This is a genomic window from Stenotrophomonas sp. STEN030, from assembly GCF_056759995.1.
The window spans coordinates 1-19979 of sequence record NZ_JBRREB010000050.1 but is presented as its reverse complement, the minus strand read 5'-3'; the positions used below and the strand labels follow the sequence as shown (position 1 = coordinate 19979).

The 19979-nt window shown below is 63.2% G+C and carries 15 protein-coding genes; 10 read left to right on the top strand and 5 right to left on the bottom strand.

Annotated features, from left to right (window positions below; translation table 11 throughout):
* The first annotated feature begins 20 nt into the window (after positions 1 to 20).
* The 3 genes from ACVOLR_RS15980 to ACVOLR_RS15970 all read left to right on the top strand — a co-directional run bounded on the left by ACVOLR_RS15980 (position 21) and on the right by ACVOLR_RS15970 (position 1694).
* The gene (locus ACVOLR_RS15980) at positions 21 to 818 is read left to right on the top strand and encodes a hypothetical protein (protein WP_481537313.1); all 798 of its coding nucleotides are present in this window, start codon (positions 21 to 23) and stop codon (positions 816 to 818) included.
* 13 nt (positions 819 to 831) lie between these two features.
* On the top strand, positions 832 to 1188 hold the full coding sequence (locus tag ACVOLR_RS15975; RefSeq protein WP_481537312.1) for a 5-carboxymethyl-2-hydroxymuconate Delta-isomerase: 357 nt from the start codon (positions 832 to 834) through the stop codon (positions 1186 to 1188).
* Positions 1189 to 1319: 131 nt separating this feature from the next.
* Positions 1320 to 1694, top strand: coding sequence for a bleomycin resistance protein (locus tag ACVOLR_RS15970; RefSeq protein ID WP_481537311.1), 375 nt, complete (start codon positions 1320 to 1322; stop codon positions 1692 to 1694).
* A 94-nt stretch (positions 1695 to 1788) separates the two neighbouring features.
* On the opposite strand, the gene ACVOLR_RS15965 is transcribed toward ACVOLR_RS15970, so the two are convergent.
* On the bottom strand, positions 1789 to 2217 hold the full coding sequence (locus tag ACVOLR_RS15965; RefSeq protein WP_481537310.1) for a hypothetical protein: 429 nt from the start codon (positions 2215 to 2217) through the stop codon (positions 1789 to 1791).
* Positions 2218 to 2299: 82 nt separating this feature from the next.
* On the opposite strand from ACVOLR_RS15965, the gene ACVOLR_RS15960 reads away from it, so the two are divergent.
* Positions 2300 to 2662: a GFA family protein gene (locus ACVOLR_RS15960; RefSeq protein WP_481537309.1), complete on the top strand. Its 363-nt coding sequence runs from the start codon at positions 2300 to 2302 to the stop codon at positions 2660 to 2662.
* A 412-nt stretch (positions 2663 to 3074) separates the two neighbouring features.
* Here the strand turns inward: ACVOLR_RS15960 and ACVOLR_RS15955 are convergent, their stop codons facing one another.
* From ACVOLR_RS15955 to ACVOLR_RS15945, 3 genes are all read right to left on the bottom strand, one after another.
* Entirely contained in the window at positions 3075 to 5420 is a 2346-nt protein-coding gene (locus ACVOLR_RS15955) for a TonB-dependent receptor (protein ID WP_481537308.1), read from the bottom strand.
* A 207-nt stretch (positions 5421 to 5627) separates the two neighbouring features.
* Positions 5628 to 6629, bottom strand: coding sequence for an extracellular catalytic domain type 1 short-chain-length polyhydroxyalkanoate depolymerase (locus ACVOLR_RS15950; RefSeq protein WP_481537307.1), 1002 nt, complete (start codon positions 6627 to 6629; stop codon positions 5628 to 5630).
* An 87-nt stretch (positions 6630 to 6716) separates the two neighbouring features.
* Positions 6717 to 8120 (bottom strand): GntP family permease, encoded by a 1404-nt coding sequence (locus ACVOLR_RS15945; protein ID WP_481537306.1) that lies wholly within the window; start codon positions 8118 to 8120, stop codon positions 6717 to 6719.
* Between the two features lie 155 nt (positions 8121 to 8275).
* Here ACVOLR_RS15945 and ACVOLR_RS15940 point away from each other — a divergent pair, with 155 nt between their 5' ends.
* The 4 genes from ACVOLR_RS15940 to ACVOLR_RS15925 all read left to right on the top strand — a co-directional run bounded on the left by ACVOLR_RS15940 (position 8276) and on the right by ACVOLR_RS15925 (position 15254).
* Entirely contained in the window at positions 8276 to 10474 is a 2199-nt protein-coding gene (locus ACVOLR_RS15940) for a TonB-dependent receptor (protein WP_481537305.1), read from the top strand.
* An 11-nt stretch (positions 10475 to 10485) separates the two neighbouring features.
* On the top strand, positions 10486 to 11364 hold the full coding sequence (locus tag ACVOLR_RS15935) for an alpha/beta fold hydrolase (protein WP_481537304.1): 879 nt from the start codon (positions 10486 to 10488) through the stop codon (positions 11362 to 11364).
* A complete protein-coding gene (locus ACVOLR_RS15930; RefSeq protein ID WP_481537303.1) occupies positions 11361 to 11846 on the top strand; it encodes a MaoC family dehydratase in 486 nt (161 codons plus the stop codon). Before ACVOLR_RS15935 ends, ACVOLR_RS15930 begins: the two co-directional genes overlap by 4 nt.
* Before the next feature lie 69 nt (positions 11847 to 11915).
* Positions 11916 to 15254 (top strand): hybrid sensor histidine kinase/response regulator, encoded by a 3339-nt coding sequence (locus ACVOLR_RS15925; protein ID WP_481537302.1) that lies wholly within the window; start codon positions 11916 to 11918, stop codon positions 15252 to 15254.
* A 52-nt stretch (positions 15255 to 15306) separates the two neighbouring features.
* Here ACVOLR_RS15925 and ACVOLR_RS15920 read toward each other — a convergent pair whose 3' ends face one another.
* Complete coding sequence (locus ACVOLR_RS15920) at positions 15307 to 15981, bottom strand: response regulator transcription factor (protein ID WP_481537301.1); 675 nt, start codon at positions 15979 to 15981, stop codon at positions 15307 to 15309.
* A gap of 89 nt (positions 15982 to 16070) precedes the next feature.
* Here ACVOLR_RS15920 and ACVOLR_RS15915 point away from each other — a divergent pair, with 89 nt between their 5' ends.
* Together ACVOLR_RS15915 and ACVOLR_RS15910 are read left to right on the top strand one after the other, a co-directional pair.
* A complete protein-coding gene (locus tag ACVOLR_RS15915) occupies positions 16071 to 17912 on the top strand; it encodes a 3-hydroxybutyrate oligomer hydrolase family protein (RefSeq protein ID WP_481537300.1) in 1842 nt (613 codons plus the stop codon).
* A 24-nt stretch (positions 17913 to 17936) separates the two neighbouring features.
* Complete coding sequence (locus ACVOLR_RS15910; RefSeq protein WP_481537299.1) at positions 17937 to 19598, top strand: fatty acid--CoA ligase; 1662 nt, start codon at positions 17937 to 17939, stop codon at positions 19596 to 19598.
* Positions 19599 to 19979 lie beyond the last annotated feature (381 nt).

Genomic DNA, 19979 nt, shown 5'->3' with positions numbered 1-19979 from the left:
ATCAAGACATGGAGTTCGGAATGCGCAGATGGATCTCGCTGCTGATGCTGTTGCTCGCCTTCACCGCGTGCGCTTCCGAACCGTCGCCGCAGCCGCAGCCGCAGAAAGCATTGTTCGTTGGCAACAGCCTCATCTACGTGGGCAACCTGCCAGCGACCTACGCTGCGCTCAGCGCCGCCAATGGCCATCCGCTGCAGAGCCAGATGATCGTCAAAGGTGGCGCGCTACTGGACGAACGGGTTGCGGATGGCTCGGTTCAACGTGCATTGGCCGAGCATCGCCCGCAACTGTTGGTCCTGCAGGAACAAGGCGGCGCCCTGCTGTGCTGGCCCGACGAAGCCGCCTGTGCAAAATCGCAGTCGGCGATCAGGACACTGGCAAAGGCAGGTAGCGACGCCGGTGCGCGTGTCCTGCTGCTGGGCAGCTACCAGGCACATCCGGCAGCATCTGCCCGCCTGATCGCCAAGGAAGCAGCAGCTGCCGAACAGGCCGGTATTCCTTATGTGGCAATCTCCGAAGCCCTGCGTAGCGCCTCGGCCGCAGCTCCCGACCTGCAATGGTATGACGCCGACGGCATGCACCCAGGCCCGGCGCTGACCCTGCTCGATGCCATCGAGCTTTATCGTGCCGTCCATGGCCGCCTGCCCGAGCACGGCTTCTCGGTGGCGGCACCGATCTATCTACCCAAAAGTGGCCTTGACGCCGACCTGCGCGATGCCGATGCCGCTGCACCGCTCGCCGATACACCCACCCATATCCACTACCCGGATGCGATGATCCAGCGCATCAACGCGCGACTGCCATCCGCGCAGCCCTGACAACGAGTTCACCATGCCCCACCTGACCATCGAATACAGCAGCAACCTCGCCACCGCCATTACTCCAGCCGTGCTGCGCACCCTCAACCTTGCGCTGCTCAGCACAGGCCAATTCGAGGAGGCCGACATCAAATCGCGTGCGCTGGGGTTTGATTGCGTCGCGATCGGAACCACTGACAGCCCACGCGGCTTTGTGGCCGCGCGCCTGGCAATACTCAGTGGTCGCAGTAGCGAGATCAAACGCGATGTTGCCAACGTACTGTTGGAAGCACTTGGATCACTCATTACCGCCGGTGGACTGGAGCTGCAGATCAGTGTCGAGATCGTGGATATCGATTGCGACAGCTACGCGAAAACGTTCACGGTCTGATCCTGCGGTCACCGCAGCGTCAACACATCATCGGCGGTGCAACAACAAACCGTAAGCGATGCCAAACACGGCGCGACTGCCGGACTGATTCCGCCAGGCTCCTGAACCTAAGCCCCAAACGGACACTTGCCATGACAACCACACACTTCCATTCTGTGTCGCCATTTCTCGGTGTCGAAGACCTGTCCGCAGTCCTGGCGTTCTATCGCGACAAGCTTGGCTTCTCGCTGGCATGGGAATGGGGTGAACCCGCTGAAATGGCCTCTGTCTGCCGCGACGAGGTGGAGCTGACCCTGGTCACCCGTAGCGATGCCAGACCCGGTGGAATCAGCAGGTTGTACCTGCACATCGACGGCATCGACGATTATCACGCGCAGCTGCTGGCTGCCGGCGTTGCCATCACCGTTGCCATTGGCGACCGGCCGTATGGCATGCGCGATTTCAGCGTCACCGATCCTGCTGGCAATGTTCTTTGCTTCGGGCAGGCCTTGCCTGCGGGCTTGTAGGAGCGGCGCAAGCCGCGAAGCTCGCACCGGGACCGATAGGCCGACAGCTGCAATTGCAAGTGAAGCTTAGCGTTTGGATTATTAGCCTCGCGGCTTACGCCGCTCCTACAACCCCGGGCTTTTTTGCAATCTGGTAGCCCAGCCACGCAAATGGCAGATAGGCCAGCAGTACGTCCAGCACCTCGAACCAGCGTGGTGCTGGCAGCATGAAGCAGCTGGCGATGCCGCCGGCCAGGAACAGCAAGCCGATCAGCAGTGCCGGCACCTTGCTGCTGCCCCCGACAATCCAGGTTGCCAGCAACGCACCAGCAAAGGTGCCCAATGCATGGGCGAGGAAGGGGAACAGGAAGTGGCGGGCTTCGAACATGGGCATTGCGGCTTGCAGGCCTTCCGTGGTGCTGGTATCCGTACCAGCCGGTGGCGGCACCAGATGCCCGCCGAGCAGGATCAGCCCCATGTTCACCGCGCTGCCGGCGATCAAGCCCAGCACCACCGCCAGAAAGCCTCTCAGGAATGCGCGCATCACACTCTCCCCACCCGTCCGATGATGGGCTGAGTATGATCCAAGCCTCGCCTTGCCGCTCGCCTTCTTTCTGGAGATCCGTGTGTCCCACCGTCCCCTGCAGACTTACCGGGGCAGCTGCCATTGCGGCGCTGTCAGCTTCCGTATTGAAACCGACTTCCCGGAGCTGACCACCTGCGACTGCTCGATCTGCCGACGCAAGAACGCGTTGATGGTGAAGGTGCATGAATCCGCGTTCGAGCTGCTGTCAGGACAGGAGGCTTTGGTGGAGTATCAGTTCCATACCTTGACAGCGCACCACTATTTCTGTGGCACCTGTGGCATTTATCCGTTCCACCGCAAGCGGGTCACCCCGGACTACTACGGGGTGAATGTGTTCTGCCTGGAGGATTTTGATCCGGCGGGGATTCCGGTGCGGGCGACTGTGGGTGCGGGGATGGCCTGATCAGGCAACTGAGGTCCGCCCTCGCCCTAGCTTTTTGTTTTAGCTTCGGTTTTAGCTTCGGTTTTCGCCTTTTGGCTTTTGCTCCAATGCCGTCATTCCCGCGAAGGCGGGAATCGCTCTGCTTTTCGCATTTTGCTCTGGCTCCGGCTCTGGCTCTGGCTCTGGCTCCATCCCTTCTCCCGCCTGCGGGAGAAGGTGCCCCGCAGGGGTGGATGAGGGCAGCATTTGGCTTTGGGCGTATCGCTCCTACCCCAATTGCGGCATGACCGAGGCAAAGCAGAACTGCACGGCGCTTCGCACCGCCCCCTCACCCCAACCCCTCTCCCCAACCCCTCTCCCGCAGGCGGGAGAGGGGCTCAAGTAAAGCCTCAAGCAAAGCCCAAAGCAAAGCCCAAAGCAAAGCTAATGCGGCTTACCGCCAGTTGTAATTGAACGAAACACCAATAATGCGCGGATCGTTGTAGACCGCCGCCATGTAGTTCTCGATCACACCCTTGAGGTTCTTCTCGTTGGTGATGTTGCGGGCGAACGCCGCCACTTCCCAGGCACCGTAGCCGCCGGTATAGCCAACGCGCAGGCCGCCTTCGAAGTTGCCCTTGGAGTAGAACTCCTTGCTGTCGTACAGCACGAACTGGGTTTCGCCCTGCTTGTTCCAATCGGTGGCAAAGAACACTGCGCCGTCATCGCCAACCGGAATGTCGTAACGCGCGGCCAGGTTCAAGTTGTACTTGGGTGCGTTCGGCAACGGGTTGCCGTCGATCTGGGCGTAGACGTTGCTGCCGATCTTGATGGTCGGGTCGTTGACCGTACACACCACCACACCATTCAACGCACAGACCTGCGCATACACGCGCTTGTCCTGGATCTCGCTGTGCAGCAGGCTCAGGCCGGCAGTCAGCGACAGGTTCGGGATCGGACGCCAGTCCATGTCGGCTTCCAGGCCATAGGCGCGCGCCTTGTCGGCATTGAACAGCACGCCATTGCCATTGGAGTCGTTGCCGTTGAGCTGGATGTCATTGACCGTATAGGTAAAGCCACTGACATTCAGGCGCAGGCGGTTGTCGAACAGGCTGCTCTTGATGCCTGCTTCCCAGGACAGGATGGTTTCCGAATCTGCAGTGGTGAAGTCGGCATTGAACACCGCCGAGCGGCCCTGGATGGTCGGGCCACGGAAGCCGCGCGCCACGCGTGCATACAGGCTCAGTTCGGGGCTGACTTCATACATGGCGCTCAGGTCCCAGCTCGGCTGGGTGTCTGACATCTCAACGTTGTGGCGGCCCTTGTAGGTCACCAAGCCGGCAGCGGTGTCGGCGGTTTTCAGCAGACGCGTGCTCTTCTCGTCCTTGGTGGCGCGGACACCTGCGGTCAAAGTCAGCGCGTCGGTGGCCTTCCAGCTCACCTGGCCGAAGCCTGCCCAGGAGGTATTGATGTTGCGCAGGCGCACCCAGTTGTTCGGATTGCGGGCCGGCGCGTTGAGGAACCAGGCGCGCTGATAGAAATCGGTGGTGTCGCGACCATCAAAGTAGAAGGCGCCCACCTGCCACGACAGCGGATCAGTTTCATTGGAGGCCAGACGCAGTTCCTGGGTGAACTGGTCCAGGTCCTGTACCTGGCCCATCGACTGGCCGTAGCCGTTGGGAAGCCCATTGACCGGGTAGTTCGCCGCCGCGCCGCCGTCGGTATCGCCGCGGCTGTAACCGGACGTGGTTTCGTAGGCGCTGATCGAGGTCAGCGTGGTATTGCCGAAGTCATAGGTGGCCTTCAGCGAGCCGCCGTGGGTCTTGTAGGCCTGCGGGTTGTTGTCGGCCTCATCGAAGGCAACCTTGTCGCGCGGCACGTCAGTGCGATTGCTGCCCTTCACCAGCGCATTGCGCAGGAACAAGGTCGAGGTGCCTTCATAGTCGCGGGTGTGCACGGAACCGAGCAGCGAGAACTGTTCGTTCGGCTTGTACAGCAGCTGCAGGCGCAGGTTGCGGTCGTCGTAGCCGCCCATGGTGTCGTTCTTCGGCGTCACCGTGCCGTCGGCGCTGGGGCCGCGATAGGTGTTGTCCACCCAATCATCGCGGTGCTGGTACAGGGTCGACACGCGGTAGGACAGCACGTCATTGATCGCGCCACCCATGCCACCGTCGATGGCGACCGTGTTGTAGCTGCCGTAGCTCACGTTGACCCGGCCGCTCGGGTCCTGGCTGGGCTTGACGGTATCGAACTTGACGATGCCGGCGGTGGTATTACGACCGAAAAGCGAGCCCTGCGGGCCGCGCAGCACTTCCACCTGGTCCACGTCGTAGACCGGATTGGACTTGAGCACCACGTGTTCCAGCACCACGTCGTCCTGGATGATGGAGACCGGCTGCGAGGCACCGAGATAGAAGTCGATATTGCCCAGTCCACGAATGTAGAAGCGCGGGAAGATGCGCCCGGTGGTGGTTTCGGCATAGAAGCTGGGGACGCGGCCGGACAGCGCCAGCAGCGTATCGTCGGCACCTTCGGTATAGCTGCGCAGGGCTTCGCCCTGCACCACGCCTACCGACACCGGCACGTCCTGCAGGTTCTGCTCGCGGCGCTCGGCGGTGACGGTGATGGTATCCAGCGCCGTGGCGGCGCTGCGTGCCTCGGCCGGCGCGGCGTCCTGGGCCAGCGCGGTCTGCGCGGCCAGCGGCAGGATCAGCAGTGCGCAGGCCTGGGCCAGCAGCGAGCGACGCGGGAAGTCATGGGTAACGCGGGTAACTGCAGAAGTGGTGCGGTGACGCTGCATGGAATGGCCTTGGTTGGCAGTTGATGATTGCGCACAGCCCGGATAGGGCCGATGGCGCGGCATGAGGCGCGCAGATCATCACCGCACAAGGTTGCAATTCGATTGCATCGCCAAGTTGGAAGCCCATGAAGCAGAACGCCAGCGCAGGAGCAATCGGCTCCCACGCTGGCGATGACACACTTCAATCAGTTCCTGCGCTGCAAGCGCTCAGCGCAGTTGGTCCTTCAGGAACAACCAGGTAATCAAGGTCGCATCCGGCCCCTTCGGGTCGGTGAACGGCAGGCCTGACTGGCTGCCGCTCCAGGCATGTCCCATCCCATGCACGAGATAGTCCTGGACCAGGGTCTTGCCGCCGTAGGTGTAGTTCTTGATGGTGTACGCGCGTCCACCCGGAACCTGGCCTGCGATGGTGCTGGTCGGCACATATTTGACCGAATCATTGTCCACGCCGTCATCGGCCAGATCATTGGTCTGCAGGAACTGCCGCACTGCCTGCTGGCCGTTCACCGGATTGACCGTGGCATCGGCGCTGCCGTGGAACACCAGCACCGGCAACGGACGCGGCGACGGCGAGCCCGAGCACTGCCAGGCAAGCTTGCCATTGCTTTCCGGCGAATAGATGCTGCCCGCCAGCAGCGCGTAGGCACTGCCGGATACGGTGGTCGCGCCCTTGTACATGCCGCCGGAATGGATGGCGCCGGCAGCGAACACGTCCGAATAGCAGGCCAGCATGATCGAGGTCATCGCGCCGCCAGCAGAAATGCCGGTGACATAGACCCGACGAGGATCGACGGCATAACCGGCCTTCACCGCATCGACGACTCCGGCCAGGATCGAAGCCTCACCGCTGCCGCGCGCCTGGTTGATCGGCAGCTGCCAGTTCCAGCAGCGGGTCGGGTTGGACGTAACGTTCTGACGCGGATAGACCACGATGAAACCTTCGACATCGGCGACATCATTGAAGCCGGAGGCTTCGCCCATCAGGTTGGGACCGTTGACGCAGCCATGCAGTACCAGCAGCACCGGCAGCGGCTTGGTTTCCTCGTAGCCAGCCGGCACCCATACCTGGTACTCGCGGCTACCGAAAAGATTGCCATACAGACCGAAATCCCAATGGCCTGCAGCGCTTTGCGCAAACGCGCTACCCGGCGCCAGCCAGCTACACAGCAGCAGTAGAACAGCCTTGATTGAAACGATTCCAGATTTCATAGCCAGATCCTCATGCGTGAGTCGTGGATGAAGTCGTACCGGGAATCCTCGCGGACCAGCCACCGCCAGGGTGTTGCGACGCCGCTGTCAAACCCAGCCGGTGGCGTAATAGATGCCGATCACCACGAACACAGCGAGGGTCTTGATGATGGTCACGGCGAAAATGTCCTTGTAGGCCTGCCGGTGGGTAAGCCCGGTCACCATCAGCAAGGTGATGACGGCGCCGTTGTGCGGCAGGCTGTCCATGCCACCGGAGGCCATCGAGGCAACGCGGTGCAGCACTTCCATCGGAATGCCCGCTGCCTGCGCGTTCTCGATGAAGGTTTCCGACATAGCCGCCAGCGCGATGCTCATGCCGCCGGAGGCCGAGCCAGTAACACCGGCCAGACCTGTGACGGTAACTGCTTCATGCAGTAATGGATCCTTGATCGAACCGAGCGCATTGGCCACGACCATAAAACCCGGCAATGCCGCGATAACCGCGCCAAAGCCATACTCCGAGGCGGTGTTCATCGCCGCCAACAAGGCGCCGCTGATCGCGGTCTTTGTGCCATCGGCAAACTGGGTCACAACCGGGCGCCAGGCCAGCAGCATCACCGACAGGATGCCGACCAGCAGCGCGCCCTCTACGGCCCAGATCGCAGCGATCTTCGGCACTTCCTGCACCACAGGCGCGGATTTTCCGAGGATGGACGGCACGAAGCTGTGCTCAGCGCCATACCAATACGGAATGCCCAGGGTGAACAGCTTGTTCGATACGAACACCAGCAACAGCGGCAACACCGCGATGCCCGCATGCGCCAGATTGGTACCAGTGAACGGCGTCGGCTCATTGACCAACGTCGCCGGATCGCCGTAGCCCTCGCCGTTGCCCACGGCAACGCGGCGGCGCCACTCCAGGTAGGCCATGCCGACCGCAAGCACGAAGATACTGCCAAGAATACCCAGCACCGGCGCGGCCCAGGTGTCGGTGCCGAAGAAGGTGGTCGGGATGATGTTCTGGATCTGCGGAGTACCCGGCAGAGCATCCATGGTGAAGCTGAAACCACCCACCGCCAGCGTCGCCGGAATCAGACGTTTGGGAATATTGCTCTGGCGGAACATCTCGGCGGCAAACGGATATACCGCGAACACCACCACGAACAGCGACACGCCGCCGTAAGTAAGCAGGCCTGAAACCAGCACGATCGACAACATTGCCCGCTGCGGCCCGAACAAGCGGATCGCCGCGCCGACTATCGATTTGGAAAAGCCAGACAACTCAATCAGCTTGCCGAACACCGCACCCAGCAGGAACACCGGGAAATACAGCTTCAGGAAACCGACCATCTTGTCCATGAACAAGCCGGTGAACATCGGAGCCACCAGCGAAGGGTCGGTCAGTAGCACCGCCCCGAGTGCGGCAATCGGCGCAAACAGGATCACGCTGTAACCGCGGTAGGCCACCAGCATGAGGAAGCCCAGCGCTGCAAGTACGATCAGTAACGACATACGGCGCTTCCGAATGAGGAGGCGCTCAGTATCCTGATCTGATCGCCGCTGCCGACTGGACCTAGGTCCACTCGCTGGTACACAGACACCCCGCTAGCCTTGGCTCCGAGGGTGGCATACGGCCATCTACAACGTACTTGCCTGGGGAGGACCGAATGAAGCGGAATTGTTTGAGCCTGATGATCGGCGCGCTGTTGGCCTCCGGGCCGGTATTGGCACAGGAAGCACAACCAGCTGCACCGGCAACGGGCAAGGCCGCTTCGGCCACCAACCTGGACAGCATCACCGTTACTGCCCGCAAGCGTGAGGAAACGCTGCAGGAAGTGCCGGTAGCGGTCACCGCCTTCACCTCCGAAGCACTGGACAAGTTGAACGTGCAGGACATCGCCGACCTCGACTCGCAGGTACCCAACCTGACCATCTATGCGGCGCGTGGCGCCAGCAGCACGGTCACCGCCTACATCCGTGGCGTCGGCCAGTCCGATCCCACCTGGGGCGCCGACCCGGGCGTTGGCATCTATCTGGATGACGTCTATATCGCCCGCCCGCAAGGTGCGCTGCTGGACGTATTCGACGTCTCACGCATCGAAGTACTGCGTGGCCCGCAGGGCACGCTGTACGGCAAGAACACCATTGGCGGCGCGATCAAATACATCTCGCGCGGCCTGCCCACACAGGTCGAGGGCTATGCCCAGATCACCGCCGGCAATTACAACCAGCTTGATGCCAAGGCGGCCATCGGCGGCCCGCTGGGCGGCGCCGACAGCGGCCTGCGCGGGCGCATCGCGGTGGCCAGCATGAACCGCGACGGCTTCGGCGAGAACACCTACAACGGCCAGCCGATCAGCGACAAGCAGATCAATGCAGCGCGCTTGAACCTGGGCGCCTACGCAGGTGATGACTTCGACGTGCAGTTCGCACTGGACTGGATTGACGATCAGTCCGGCATGCGCGGCTCCAAGATGCTGGCGCGCAACCCGTTCACCCCGGCCTATCCGCCGATGGATGACCGCTACGACATCCGCTCGGGCATGCAGAACCTCAACAGCGTCGAGACCAAGGGCGCCTCGGCTACGGTGAACTGGCGTCCGAACGACGACATCGCACTGAAATACGTGATCGCCAAGCGCGAATCCGACAGCCACTCCAACATCGACTTCGACACCACGCCGGTCAAGCTGGCCGACGTCGGCGGCTTCTACGAGGACAGCCAGGTCAGCAACGAGTTGCAGTTGAACTACGACGCCGGCGGCCGCGTGCGCGGTGTGGTCGGCCTGTACCAGTTCAGCGGCGAAGCAGGCGGACAGATCCGCAACAACTTCTTCAACCTGCAGTTCGGCGATACCCGCGGCAAGGTGCTGACCGACAGCATCGCGCTGTACGCGGACTGGACCTTCGACCTGACCAACAAGCTCAAGCTCGATGTCGGCGCCCGCTACACCGACGAGGACAAGCGTGCCGTCGTGTTGAACCGCTTCTACTCCGATGCGACCTTCACCCGGCCGATCGCAGTTGCCGCCGACTTCGACAAGACCACCAACTTCAAGAACGTATCGCCCAAGGTGTCGCTGGACTACCAGATCACCCCGGACATCATGGTCTACGGCCTGGCAACGCGCGGTTTCAAATCCGGCGGCTACAACATCCGCGCCAACGCCGTGGCAGTACCGCGCTCGGCCGAGCCGTTCGATGACGAGACCGTCGACAGCTTCGAGATCGGCAGCAAGATGGGCTTCCTCGATTCGCGCTTGTTCTTGAACCTGTCGGCCTTCCACAACAAGTACAAGGACATCCAGCTGTCGGTGTTCACCGGCATCGACACCAATGGTGACGGCGTCAACGATGCCTTCTTCGGCGATTTCACCAACGCCGGCAAGGGCACCGTCAACGGTCTGGAAGTCGAGTACCAGTACCTGCCGACCGCACACTGGCTGATCTCCGGCAACCTGGCCTGGCTGGACACCAAGTACGACGAGTACATGGACCGTGGCGTCAACGTCGCCAAACAGATGAAGTTCACCAATGCGCCGGAGTTCTCGGGTGCATTGAATGTGGAATACCGCACCGAGCTGGCCAATGGCAGCAACCTGTCCGCACGCGTGGGCTACAGCTACCAGAGCGAAGTGTGGCCGACCACCGACCTGAGCCCGGTGATCAAGCAGGACGGCTACGGGCTGGTCAATGCCGGCGTGATCTGGAAGCTCAATGACGCCTGGACCTTCTCGCTGCAGGGCACCAACCTGGCCGACAAGGAATACCGCACCACCGGCTACAACATCCCGGCGGTCGGCACCCTGATCGGCTTCTACGGCCCGCCGCGCCAGTACAGTCTCAGCGTCCGTTACGATTTCTAGGAAACACCTGCATGACCCGGTCTTACGATGATCTGTACTGGAACAGCAACGATGGCCTGCGCCTGCACGCGCGCGACCATGCACCGGCCGCGGGGCAATCGCCCCGCGGCACGGTGGTCTGCATTCCCGGCTTGACCCGCAATGCCGCTGACTTCGATGCACTAGCCGAAACACTGACCTCGGTCGGCTGCCGCGTGCTCGCGGTCGATCTGCGCGGCCGTGCGGGTTCGGCACGTGCGCCCGACCCGACCAGCTATAACCCGCGCGCCTACGCCGACGACATGGTGGCGCTGCTGCGTTCGCAGAACATTGCCAAGGCGGTGTTCATCGGCACCTCGCTGGGCGTGCTGGTCACCATCACCCTGGCCTCGCGCGCACCGGAGCTGATCGCAGCTGCGGTGCTCAACGACGCCGGCCCCAAGGTGCCACGCGAAGCCTTGGCGCGGATCGGCAAGTACGCCGGCAAACCCTTGCCGCCGATGAATCTGGATCAGGCAGCGGCGTACGCCGAATCGATCGGCAAGGCATCCTTCCCGCGTTTTACCGCCGAGGACTGGCGGGCGATGGCCTCGCGCAGCTTCCGCCAGCGCGACGACGGCTTGCTGGAGCTGGACTATGACCCGGCCATCATCCGCACCACCCGGCCGTGGGTGCTGTGGCTGTTGCGGCCGGTGCTGTGGCGCGCAGTGCGCGGGCTGACGTCGCGCGTGCCGGTGCTGGTGGTACGCGGGGCGTTGTCGGACATCCTGCCTGCCGATGTCGCACGGCAGATGGCAGCAACTTCGCCGAGCGCCAGTCTGGTCGAAGTGCCAGATGTCGGTCATGCACCAACCCTGTCCGAACCCGAGGCGCGTGATGCGATCCTTGCCCTGCTTGGACGCCTGCAATGAGCGCAGGCGACATGACTGGGGAACTGCCAGAAGCCCTGCAGGCGCTGCAGCAATGGGCTGCAAGCGAACGGCTTGGCAAGTCCACCCACATCGCGCAGTCGCGCATCGATGCCTTTGCCGAAGCCACCGGTGACCACAACTGGATCCACGTTGATCCGACCCGTGCTCAGGCCGGTTTGCCGGGCGGGCAGACCATCGCCCACGGCTTCCTGCTGCTCTCGCTTACCGTCGAAGAAGACGTGGCCGCCCTGACCGGCTTCCCCGGCATCGCCCACGTGCTGAATTACGGTTTGAACAAGGTCCGCTTTCTTGCACCTGTGCCCAGCGGATCGGACATCCGCGTGCGCTCACGCTTGGTTTCACTGGAGCCCCGTCAGCCCGGGCAATGGCTGCTGACCCAGCACAAGAGCGTTGAGCTGCAACCCTGCGGCGAGGTGGCACTGGCCGCCGAGCAGCTGTCACTGATCGTGATCGCACCCTGACGCCAAGCTTCCCGGCCAGCAATGGTCGGGAGCCAGCACGCCGGCCACGGTTCTCACTACACTGGAGCGATGTTGACGCCCTCCATCGTCCTGTTCGCCTGCATCGCGTGGACCGTGCTGCTGTTCGGCGTCGCCCTGTGGGGTGAGCGCCAGGGTCACCGCCTCGGCAGGATCTGGCCAGCCATCTACGCCCTGTCTTTGGGCGTGCACTGCACCGCCTGGACCTATTACGGAGCCGCCTCGCAGGGCGTGCAATGGGGCTTCCCGATCCCACCGACGCTGATCGGCATGGCGCTGATCTTCGCCCTCGGTCTGCCGTTCCTGGCACGGCTTGGCCGGCTGGCCAAGCAACACAACAGCGCTACCATCGCCGACCTGGTAGTCGCCCGCCTGCGCACCGATCAAGGGCTGGGCGTGACCATCACCCTGGTGGCGCTGTTCGGCATCGTTCCCTATATCGCGCTGCAACTTAAGGCTGTCAGCCAGGGACTCAGTGCCTTGCTGGGTGATCAGTTCGCCGCCAGCGGATGGCAGCTGGACATGTCGTTCTGGTTCGCGCTGACGATGGCGGCGTTCACCATGCTGTTCGGCGCACGCAAAGCCTCGGCCACCGAACACAACCGCGGCATCGTGGTGGCGCTGGGGCTGGAGTCGCTACTGAAGCTCGCAGCGTTGCTCGCGATTGGCCTGTATGCGGCAATCTCGGTGCATCGCGCCGGTACGCCGCTGCTGGAAAAGATGGCGCATCTGCCGCCGCCAGCGGTTATCCCCGACTTCATCACCATGGTCGCGTTGGGCGCGATGGCGGCGTTCACCCTGCCCCATCAGTTCCATGTCGGCGTGGTCGAGCTGCGCCAGCCCTCCGATCTGAAGACCGCACGTTGGCTGTTCCCGCTTTATCTGCTGTTGATCGGCCTGCCCTCGGTGCCGATGGCATTGTCTGGTGCCGCGCAGCTCGGGGCCTCGGTATCGCCTGATCTGTACGTGCTTGCCTTGCCGCAGGAGCGCGGCCATCACCTGCTGGCGCTGCTCGCCTACCTGGGCAGCCTGAGCGCGGCCACCGGCATGATGATCCTGTCCGGGCTGACCTTGTCGATCATGCTCGGCAACCACGGTTTTGGCTCACATCTGCTGGGCGGCATGAATGGCGGCGGCGATGCAGGTGCCGATCTGCGCCCACGCGTGCTGGCGTTCCGCCGCGCCGGCATCCTCGCCGTATTCCTGATGTCGTGGCTGTACAGCCGCGCGATGAGCGGCACCGAGGCGCTGAGCGATTTCGGCCTGATGTCGTTCACCGCGCTGTCGCAGTTGGCACCGGCGGTACTGTTGGCGGTGTATCGGCCGCGTACGCCATCGCCTGCAATCATGGCCGGCATCGTGCTGGGTTCGCTGGTGTGGCTGTGGCTGGTGTTATTGCCGATGGTGATACCCGCACCGGATCCGGCTGTGGGCAGCGAAGGTTTGCATTGGCTGGCGCTGTTCTCGCTGCGCATGCAGCCCGGCCATATCGCCATCAGCATGAGCGTCAGCCTGGCGGTCAACCTGATCACGGTCGCGCTGGTATCGCGCGCGATCCGCCCTTCCCTGCCATTGCAGCGGGACGCGGTGGCTGCAGCGTCGATGCGCAAGACCGCAGGACGCTTCCTCGGCCCGGAACGGGCGCGACAGCTGATGGATGGACACGACGGGCAGATGCTGGATGACGAACGGGTCACCGCCATCGAGCGCGAGCTGACCGCCGTGGTTGGCGCTGGCATGGCGCGGCTGCTGGTCGAGGCCGCCCGTGATGGCGGCGCCGCGCCGCTGGATGCAGTCACCCGCGCCGTCGGCGAAGCGACACAGGCACTACGCTTCAACCAGCGTCTGCTGGAAGCCGCATTGGAAAACATGAGCCAGGGCATCAGCGTGGTCGATGCCCAGCTGCAGCTGGTGGCCTGGAACAGTCGTTATGCCGCGCTGTTCAAATTCCCGCCTGAGCTGCTGCAGGTCGGGCAACCGGTTGCCAATCTCACCGCGTGGGCGTTGGGAGAACTGAAGATCAGCGAGGCGCCGGGCGACAACGTCGGCAAAGCGCTGACCCGGCGCATGGCGCATATGCGTCGCGGCACGCCGCATCTTTCCGAGCGCATCTTCCCCGACAACACCATCGTCGAAATCCGTGGCAACCCGATGCCTGGTGGTGGCTATGTCGCCACCTTCACCGATGTCACCGCGTTCCGCATGGCCGAGGACGCGCTCAAGCGCAGCAACGAGACCCTGGAGCTGCGCGTGCAGGACCGCACCGCACGACTGGAACAGGCCGTGCACGAAGCCGAGCGCGCGAACGTGGCCAAGACCCGGTTCCTGACCGCAGTCGGCCATGACCTGATCCAGCCCCTGCACGCCGCGCAACTGCTCACTGATGCGATGTCGCAACACATCGAATCCGAGTTCCTCGATAGCTTCCTGCGCCAGATCCGCGGCGCATTGGACTCCACCGATGACCTGCTGTCGGGCCTGCTGGATATTTCGCGATTGGAGGCCGGCGGGCTGGTAGCCGACCCGCGCCCGTTCGCGCTATCGACGGTGCTTGATCCCTTGGCACAGGAATTCGCTGTACTGGCGGCCGCGCGCGGCCTGCAGTTCCGCTACGTGCGCAGCCGCGTCTGGGTGCATAGCGATCCCTTACTGCTACGCCGGGTACTGCAGAACTTCCTCGCCAACGCCATCCGTTACACCCGTAGCGGCGGCGTGTTGCTGGGCGTGCGCCGGAATGGCGACACATTGACCATCGGCGTGCATGACAGCGGCCCAGGCATCACCCCGGAACAACAGAGCGTCGTGTTCGAGGAGTTCCATCGCGGCGACCGCAGCAACGGCCAGGGGCTCGGCCTAGGCTTGGCAATTGCGCACCGTATTGCTGACCTGCTGCACGCACCGCTGGCACTGCACAGCGTGGTCAATCGGGGTTCGGCGTTCTCTATCACGGTGTCGCGGGCAACACCGCCGCCGGCCTCACGCAACGAAACACCTACCGGCAGCAACAGCACAATCAAGGGCACGCGGGTGTTGGTGATCGATAACGATCCGGACGCATTGGAAGCGATGCGGCAGATGCTGCTCGCCTGGGGCTGCGATGTCATCGCTGCAGGCGACTCCACGGCAGTCGATGCGTCAGCAGGCGAAGCTGCGCTGTGGTTGTTCGACTACCACCTTGATGATGACGATACCGGCGTGCAGCTATGGAAGCGGCTTGTCGCCATGCATGGACAGCGGCCTACGGTGATCCTCAGCGCCGACACCGGCAGCGACACCCGCGAGGCGGTTCGTGAAGTCGGCCTGTCACTGTTGAACAAACCCTTCAAACCGCTGGCGCTACGCTGGGCAATCAATCATCTGCTGGCTGTGCGCAGTACAGTCGAGACCTGATGCGAAGCTGCCACCGCTGGATCTGTTGATCGGCCAGTGGCCGCGATGCAGGTCAGACGTCCTGCGCCTCTTCAATCTGCCGCGATGGATCACTCAGACCCATTTCGTGCAACACACGAATCGCCTGCGCGCGGTTGCGCACGCCAAGCCGGCCCATGATGCGGGTCATATGTGCCTTGATCGTGCGCAGCTGCACACCAAGGCGATCGGCGATCTGCTTGTTGAGCAGGCCTTCGGCGACCAGACTCAGCACCTTGTACTGGTGCGCGGACAGGCTGGCCAAACGCGCGGCCAGATCGGCGTCTTTGCTGAAGGGTGCCACCCGCGCCACGGTTTCGCGCAGCATCGCCGGTATCCAGCGCTCACCATCGAGCACGGTCTGCAAGGCCTGCTGCAGGTCCACCAGCCCCGAGCTCTTGGGCAGATAGCCGGCAGCCCCAAGGTCGATCGCGCGGCGGATCACATGCGGCTCTTCATTGGCCGAAACGATGATGATCGCCAACCCCGGCTGCAAGGCGCGGATCGTCGCCAACCCGGCCAGTCCGTGATTGCCGGGCATATGCAGGTCCAACAGCATCAGGTCGATCTGCTGGCCCTCGATTGCCTCCAGCACGCTGTCCAGCGAATCGGCCTCGCTGATCTGCAGGTCATCAACCGCCTCTTCGGCCGCGCGGTGCAAGGCGGCGCGGAACAAGGGGTGGTCATCGGCGATGAGCAGGGTCGGCATGTCCAAGCGAGGTTAGCAAATTAACCTTGGGCCGGGCACGGGTACCTAGGTACGCTGGCACATACACACTGGCTTGCTAGTGTGGGGCAATGAACATCCCCCGCCCCGTTACCCTGCTTTGCGCCGCGCTGCCGCTGTTGGGCTGCGTCTCCGTCGCCCATGCCGCCAAGTCCGGCCCGAACGCTGCTGCGCCCTTGTTCGAGCAGTGGCGCGAAACCGAGCACCGCGGCAGCGATGATCTGCTGACCGCTGGGCTGGGGCTTGAAGCCCTGCGTGCCACTGCCGCCCCGGCATTCGCCAGCCCGGGCCAGCCGACCGCAGAAGAAGCCCGGCGCCGCGCGATCTGGAGCAGCTGGCGCGGCATCGCCGACCTCACCCCAGGCGGTGGCTTCGGCGATGTCTACGGCAACCTGCAGGCAGCACCGGGCCGGGAGTTCTCGGCCTATGCGCGCATCCCTGGCGCTCGCCAACCGCATCGCGTGCTGGTGCAGGTTCCCGACAATTTCGATCCGGCAAAGCGCTGCCTGGTAGCAACGGCCTCGTCCGGCTCCCGCGGCGTCTATGGCGCGATCTCGGTGGCCGGCAGCTGGGGCCTGGCCCATGGCTGCGCGGTCGCCTATACCGACAAGGGCACCGGCAGCGACTATTACGACCTGGACGCCAAGAGTGGCTTCCAAGCTGACGGCACACCTGCCACACAAGGCGCGCTGGCCTTCGCCCCGACCGATGCGAAAGCTACGCATGGCATTGCCTTCAAGCACGCCCATTCGGGCGACAACCCAGAAGCGGACTGGGGCCGGCATCTGCTGCAGGCACTGCAGTTCGGCCTGCAGGCACTGGACCGCGCCTACCCGCAATCGGCACCGTTCACCCCGGCAAACACGCGCACGCTGGGCGTAGGCGTTTCCAATGGTGGTGGCGCGGTGCTGCGTGCAGCCGAGATCGAAGGCGATTGGTTCGATGCCATGGTGGCCGGCGAGCCCAATGTGTCTGTTACCGGCGCACCGCCGCTCTACGACTTCGTCACCCAATCGGCACTGCTGATGCCCTGCGCGCTGCTTGCGCTGGATGACCTGCCGCAGCCGCCGGTGCAGGCACAGGCAGCGCCGGTATGGTCCCAGCGTTGCGCCATCCTGAAATCGGTCGGGCTGGTGCAAGGCGATGACACCGCCGCACAGGCACAGTCGGCACGCCAGCAACTCACCGACGCGGGGCTCAGCGATGGTGCGCTGCGTGCCGGTACGTTCTCCACCGGCTTCGACCTGTGGCGCGCAATCGCGGTGACCTATGCATCGGCTTATGGCCGCTACGGCGCGGGCGAACATCCTTGCGCTTACAGCTACTCTGCTGTCGGTGCGGACGGCAAGCCCGTTGCTGCGGCCGCCGAGCTGCGCGCAAGCTGGTGGAGCGAAGGCAGCGGCATTCCGCCGGGCAGTGGCGTGATGCTGGTGGACGCCAATGCCACCCAGTCGGCGGACGACCCGCTGCCCGGGCTGAACTGCCTGCGTTCACTCGGACTGGATGACAGCGCCGCTGCCAAGCGCGTGCGCGCAGGCATCGCCGACGCTGCCGCCAAGGCGCCGCGTCGCGGCCTGCCTATCGTGGTCATCCACGGCACCGACGACGGGCTGGTGCCGATCAGCATGACCAGCGACCGCTATGTGCCGCTTGCACGCAGCGCTGGCGCGCAGATCGCCTATTGGCGGGTAAGCAACGGTCAGCACTTCGACTCACTGCTGGCCTTCCCTGATTACCGCAAGCGCTATGTGCCGCTGCTGCCCTATATGTTCGCAGCAATGGACCAAGTATGGGATCACCTTGAAGAACCAGCGCGCGCCCTGCCACAGGATGCACTGATCCAGCCAACGCCGCGTGCGGAAGCACCGTTGCAGCGTGCGCAGCTGTCCATTCCCGCAGTCTCCGGCCGCTGACGCGCTGCCTACCAGGATATTCAGATGTCATTCGCTACAAGCCCAGAGCAAGCCGAATCCAGCGCCTACGCTTATCCGCTGCTGATCAAACAGCTGCTGCACACACCACTGGCGGTGAATCCTGATCAGGAGATCGTCTACGGCGACAAGGTCCGCTACAGCTACCGCACGTTGCAGGCGCGCATCGGCCAACTGGCTGGTCTATTGACCTCACTGGGCGTGAAGCCCGGCGACACCGTGGCAGTGATGGACTGGGACAGCAACCGTTATCTGGAAAGCTATTTCGCAGTGCCGATGATCGGCGCCGTGCTGATGATGGTGAACGTTCGTCTGGCCCCGGAACAGATCGCCTATACACTGAACCACAGTAACGCACGGGTGATCCTGGCAAACCGCGAGTTCCTTCAGGTACTGGAAAGCATCGACGAACAGCTGCCGGACTTGCGTACACGGGTCCTGCTGGACGATGAAGGCGGTCCGCTGCCGGATGGCTTCGCTACCGAGTACGAGCTGGGCCTGAAGCAAGCCGAACCGATCAGCAACTTCCCCGACTTCGACGAAAACACCCGCGCCACCATGTTCTATACGACCGGCACCACCGGTCTGCCCAAGGGTGTCTATTTCAGCCATCGACAGCTGGTGCTGCATTCGCTGGCAGCAATGGCGGCGCTGGGCAGCGCGCCCAGCCAAGGTCGCCTGCACCGCGACGATGTGTATATGCCGATCACCCCGATGTTCCACGTCCACGCCTGGGGCGTTCCGTACGTGGCCACGCTGATGGGCATCAAGCAGGTCTACCCAGGCCGCTACCTGCCGGGCAAGCTGCTGGAACTGATCGCGCGCGAGAAAGTGACGTTCTCGCACTGCGTGCCAACCATCCTGCATATGCTGCTTGCCCATCCAACTTCAGCAGATACCGACCTGCGCGGCTGGAAAGTCATCATCGGCGGCGCAGCATTGCCACGTGCACTTTGCCAGCAGGCATTGGCACGCGGCATTGATATCTTCGGTGGCTACGGCATGTCCGAGACCTGCCCGGTGCTCACGCTTGCCCAGATCGACGCCGACGCCTTGGCCGGCACCGATGAAGAACTGGCGCTGCGCACCAAGGCAGGCATCCCGATACCGTTGGTGGACCTGCGCATCGTCGACGAGGACATGAACGAAGTCGCCCACGATGGCATCGCCACCGGCGAAGTGGTGGTGCGCGCACCTTGGCTGACCCAGGGCTATCTGCACAATCCAGAAGCTTCGGAAACGTTGTGGGAAGCTGGTTACCTGCATACCGGCGACATCGGCAATATCGACAGCGGCGGCTACCTGCGCGTCACCGACCGCATCAAGGACGTGATCAAGACCGGTGGCGAATGGATCTCCTCGCTCGCGCTGGAAGACATCATCGCCATGCACCCGGCGGTCAATGAAGTCGCGGTGATCGGCATCGCCGATGCCAAATGGGGCGAGCGGCCGCTGCCGCTGGTGGTCAAGCATGCCGGCAGCGACGTTACCGAAGCCGAGATCATCGAGCTGGTCGCCGCACGCAGCCGCGTCGGCGACATCTCCCGCTACGCAATCCCCGACCGCGTCAGTTTTGTCGACTCGATAGAACGCACCAGCGTCGGCAAGATCAACAAGAAGAAGCTGCGCAGCTTGCATGATCTGCCGGTGAACCCAGCCGGCGCCTGAAATCGAGCTCGCGACAGGGGTTTTGTAGGAGCGGCGTAAGCCGCGAAGCTGGCAGCAATGAAGTTACCAATAAGTCCGTAATCGGATGGATCGCGAGCTTCGCGGCTGACGCCGCTCCTACAAAGAAGCATCACCCCAGCACTTCGCGGGCCGAGATCGGAAACCATGACTTCCACCAGCCTTCCTACGACGGAGATCTTGTGGGAGCGGTGTCAGCCGCGAAGCGCGCAACAATGAAGTCACCAACATCCCCGCAATCGGACGGGCAGCGAGCTTCGCGGCTTACGCCGCTCCCACAAGAATAGGAAAACCGATGCCAAGCCTGTGGCATCGGTTTTCGGGTGCCTCAGGGGTTGAACTGGCAAGCACAACCGCAACCCC

Excerpts from the sequence above, each read along its gene's own strand:
- ACVOLR_RS15940 (WP_481537305.1), top strand. The coding sequence starts at position 8,276 with ATGAAGCGGAATTGTTTGAGCCTGATGATCGGCGCGCTGTTGGCCTCC.
- ACVOLR_RS15935 (WP_481537304.1), top strand. The coding sequence starts at position 10,486 with ATGACCCGGTCTTACGATGATCTGTACTGGAACAGCAACGATGGCCTG.
- ACVOLR_RS15925 (WP_481537302.1), top strand. The coding sequence starts at position 11,916 with ATGTTGACGCCCTCCATCGTCCTGTTCGCCTGCATCGCGTGGACCGTG.
- ACVOLR_RS15920 (WP_481537301.1), bottom strand. The coding sequence starts at position 15,981 with ATGCCGACCCTGCTCATCGCCGATGACCACCCCTTGTTCCGCGCCGCC.
- ACVOLR_RS15915 (WP_481537300.1), top strand. The coding sequence starts at position 16,071 with ATGAACATCCCCCGCCCCGTTACCCTGCTTTGCGCCGCGCTGCCGCTG.
- ACVOLR_RS15975 (WP_481537312.1), top strand. The coding sequence starts at position 832 with ATGCCCCACCTGACCATCGAATACAGCAGCAACCTCGCCACCGCCATT.
- ACVOLR_RS15970 (WP_481537311.1), top strand. The coding sequence starts at position 1,320 with ATGACAACCACACACTTCCATTCTGTGTCGCCATTTCTCGGTGTCGAA.
- ACVOLR_RS15955 (WP_481537308.1), bottom strand. The coding sequence starts at position 5,420 with ATGCAGCGTCACCGCACCACTTCTGCAGTTACCCGCGTTACCCATGAC.
- ACVOLR_RS15980 (WP_481537313.1), top strand. The coding sequence starts at position 21 with ATGCGCAGATGGATCTCGCTGCTGATGCTGTTGCTCGCCTTCACCGCG.
- ACVOLR_RS15950 (WP_481537307.1), bottom strand. The coding sequence starts at position 6,629 with ATGAAATCTGGAATCGTTTCAATCAAGGCTGTTCTACTGCTGCTGTGT.
- ACVOLR_RS15910 (WP_481537299.1), top strand. The coding sequence starts at position 17,937 with ATGTCATTCGCTACAAGCCCAGAGCAAGCCGAATCCAGCGCCTACGCT.
- ACVOLR_RS15965 (WP_481537310.1), bottom strand. The coding sequence starts at position 2,217 with ATGCGCGCATTCCTGAGAGGCTTTCTGGCGGTGGTGCTGGGCTTGATC.
- ACVOLR_RS15930 (WP_481537303.1), top strand. The coding sequence starts at position 11,361 with ATGAGCGCAGGCGACATGACTGGGGAACTGCCAGAAGCCCTGCAGGCG.
- ACVOLR_RS15945 (WP_481537306.1), bottom strand. The coding sequence starts at position 8,120 with ATGTCGTTACTGATCGTACTTGCAGCGCTGGGCTTCCTCATGCTGGTG.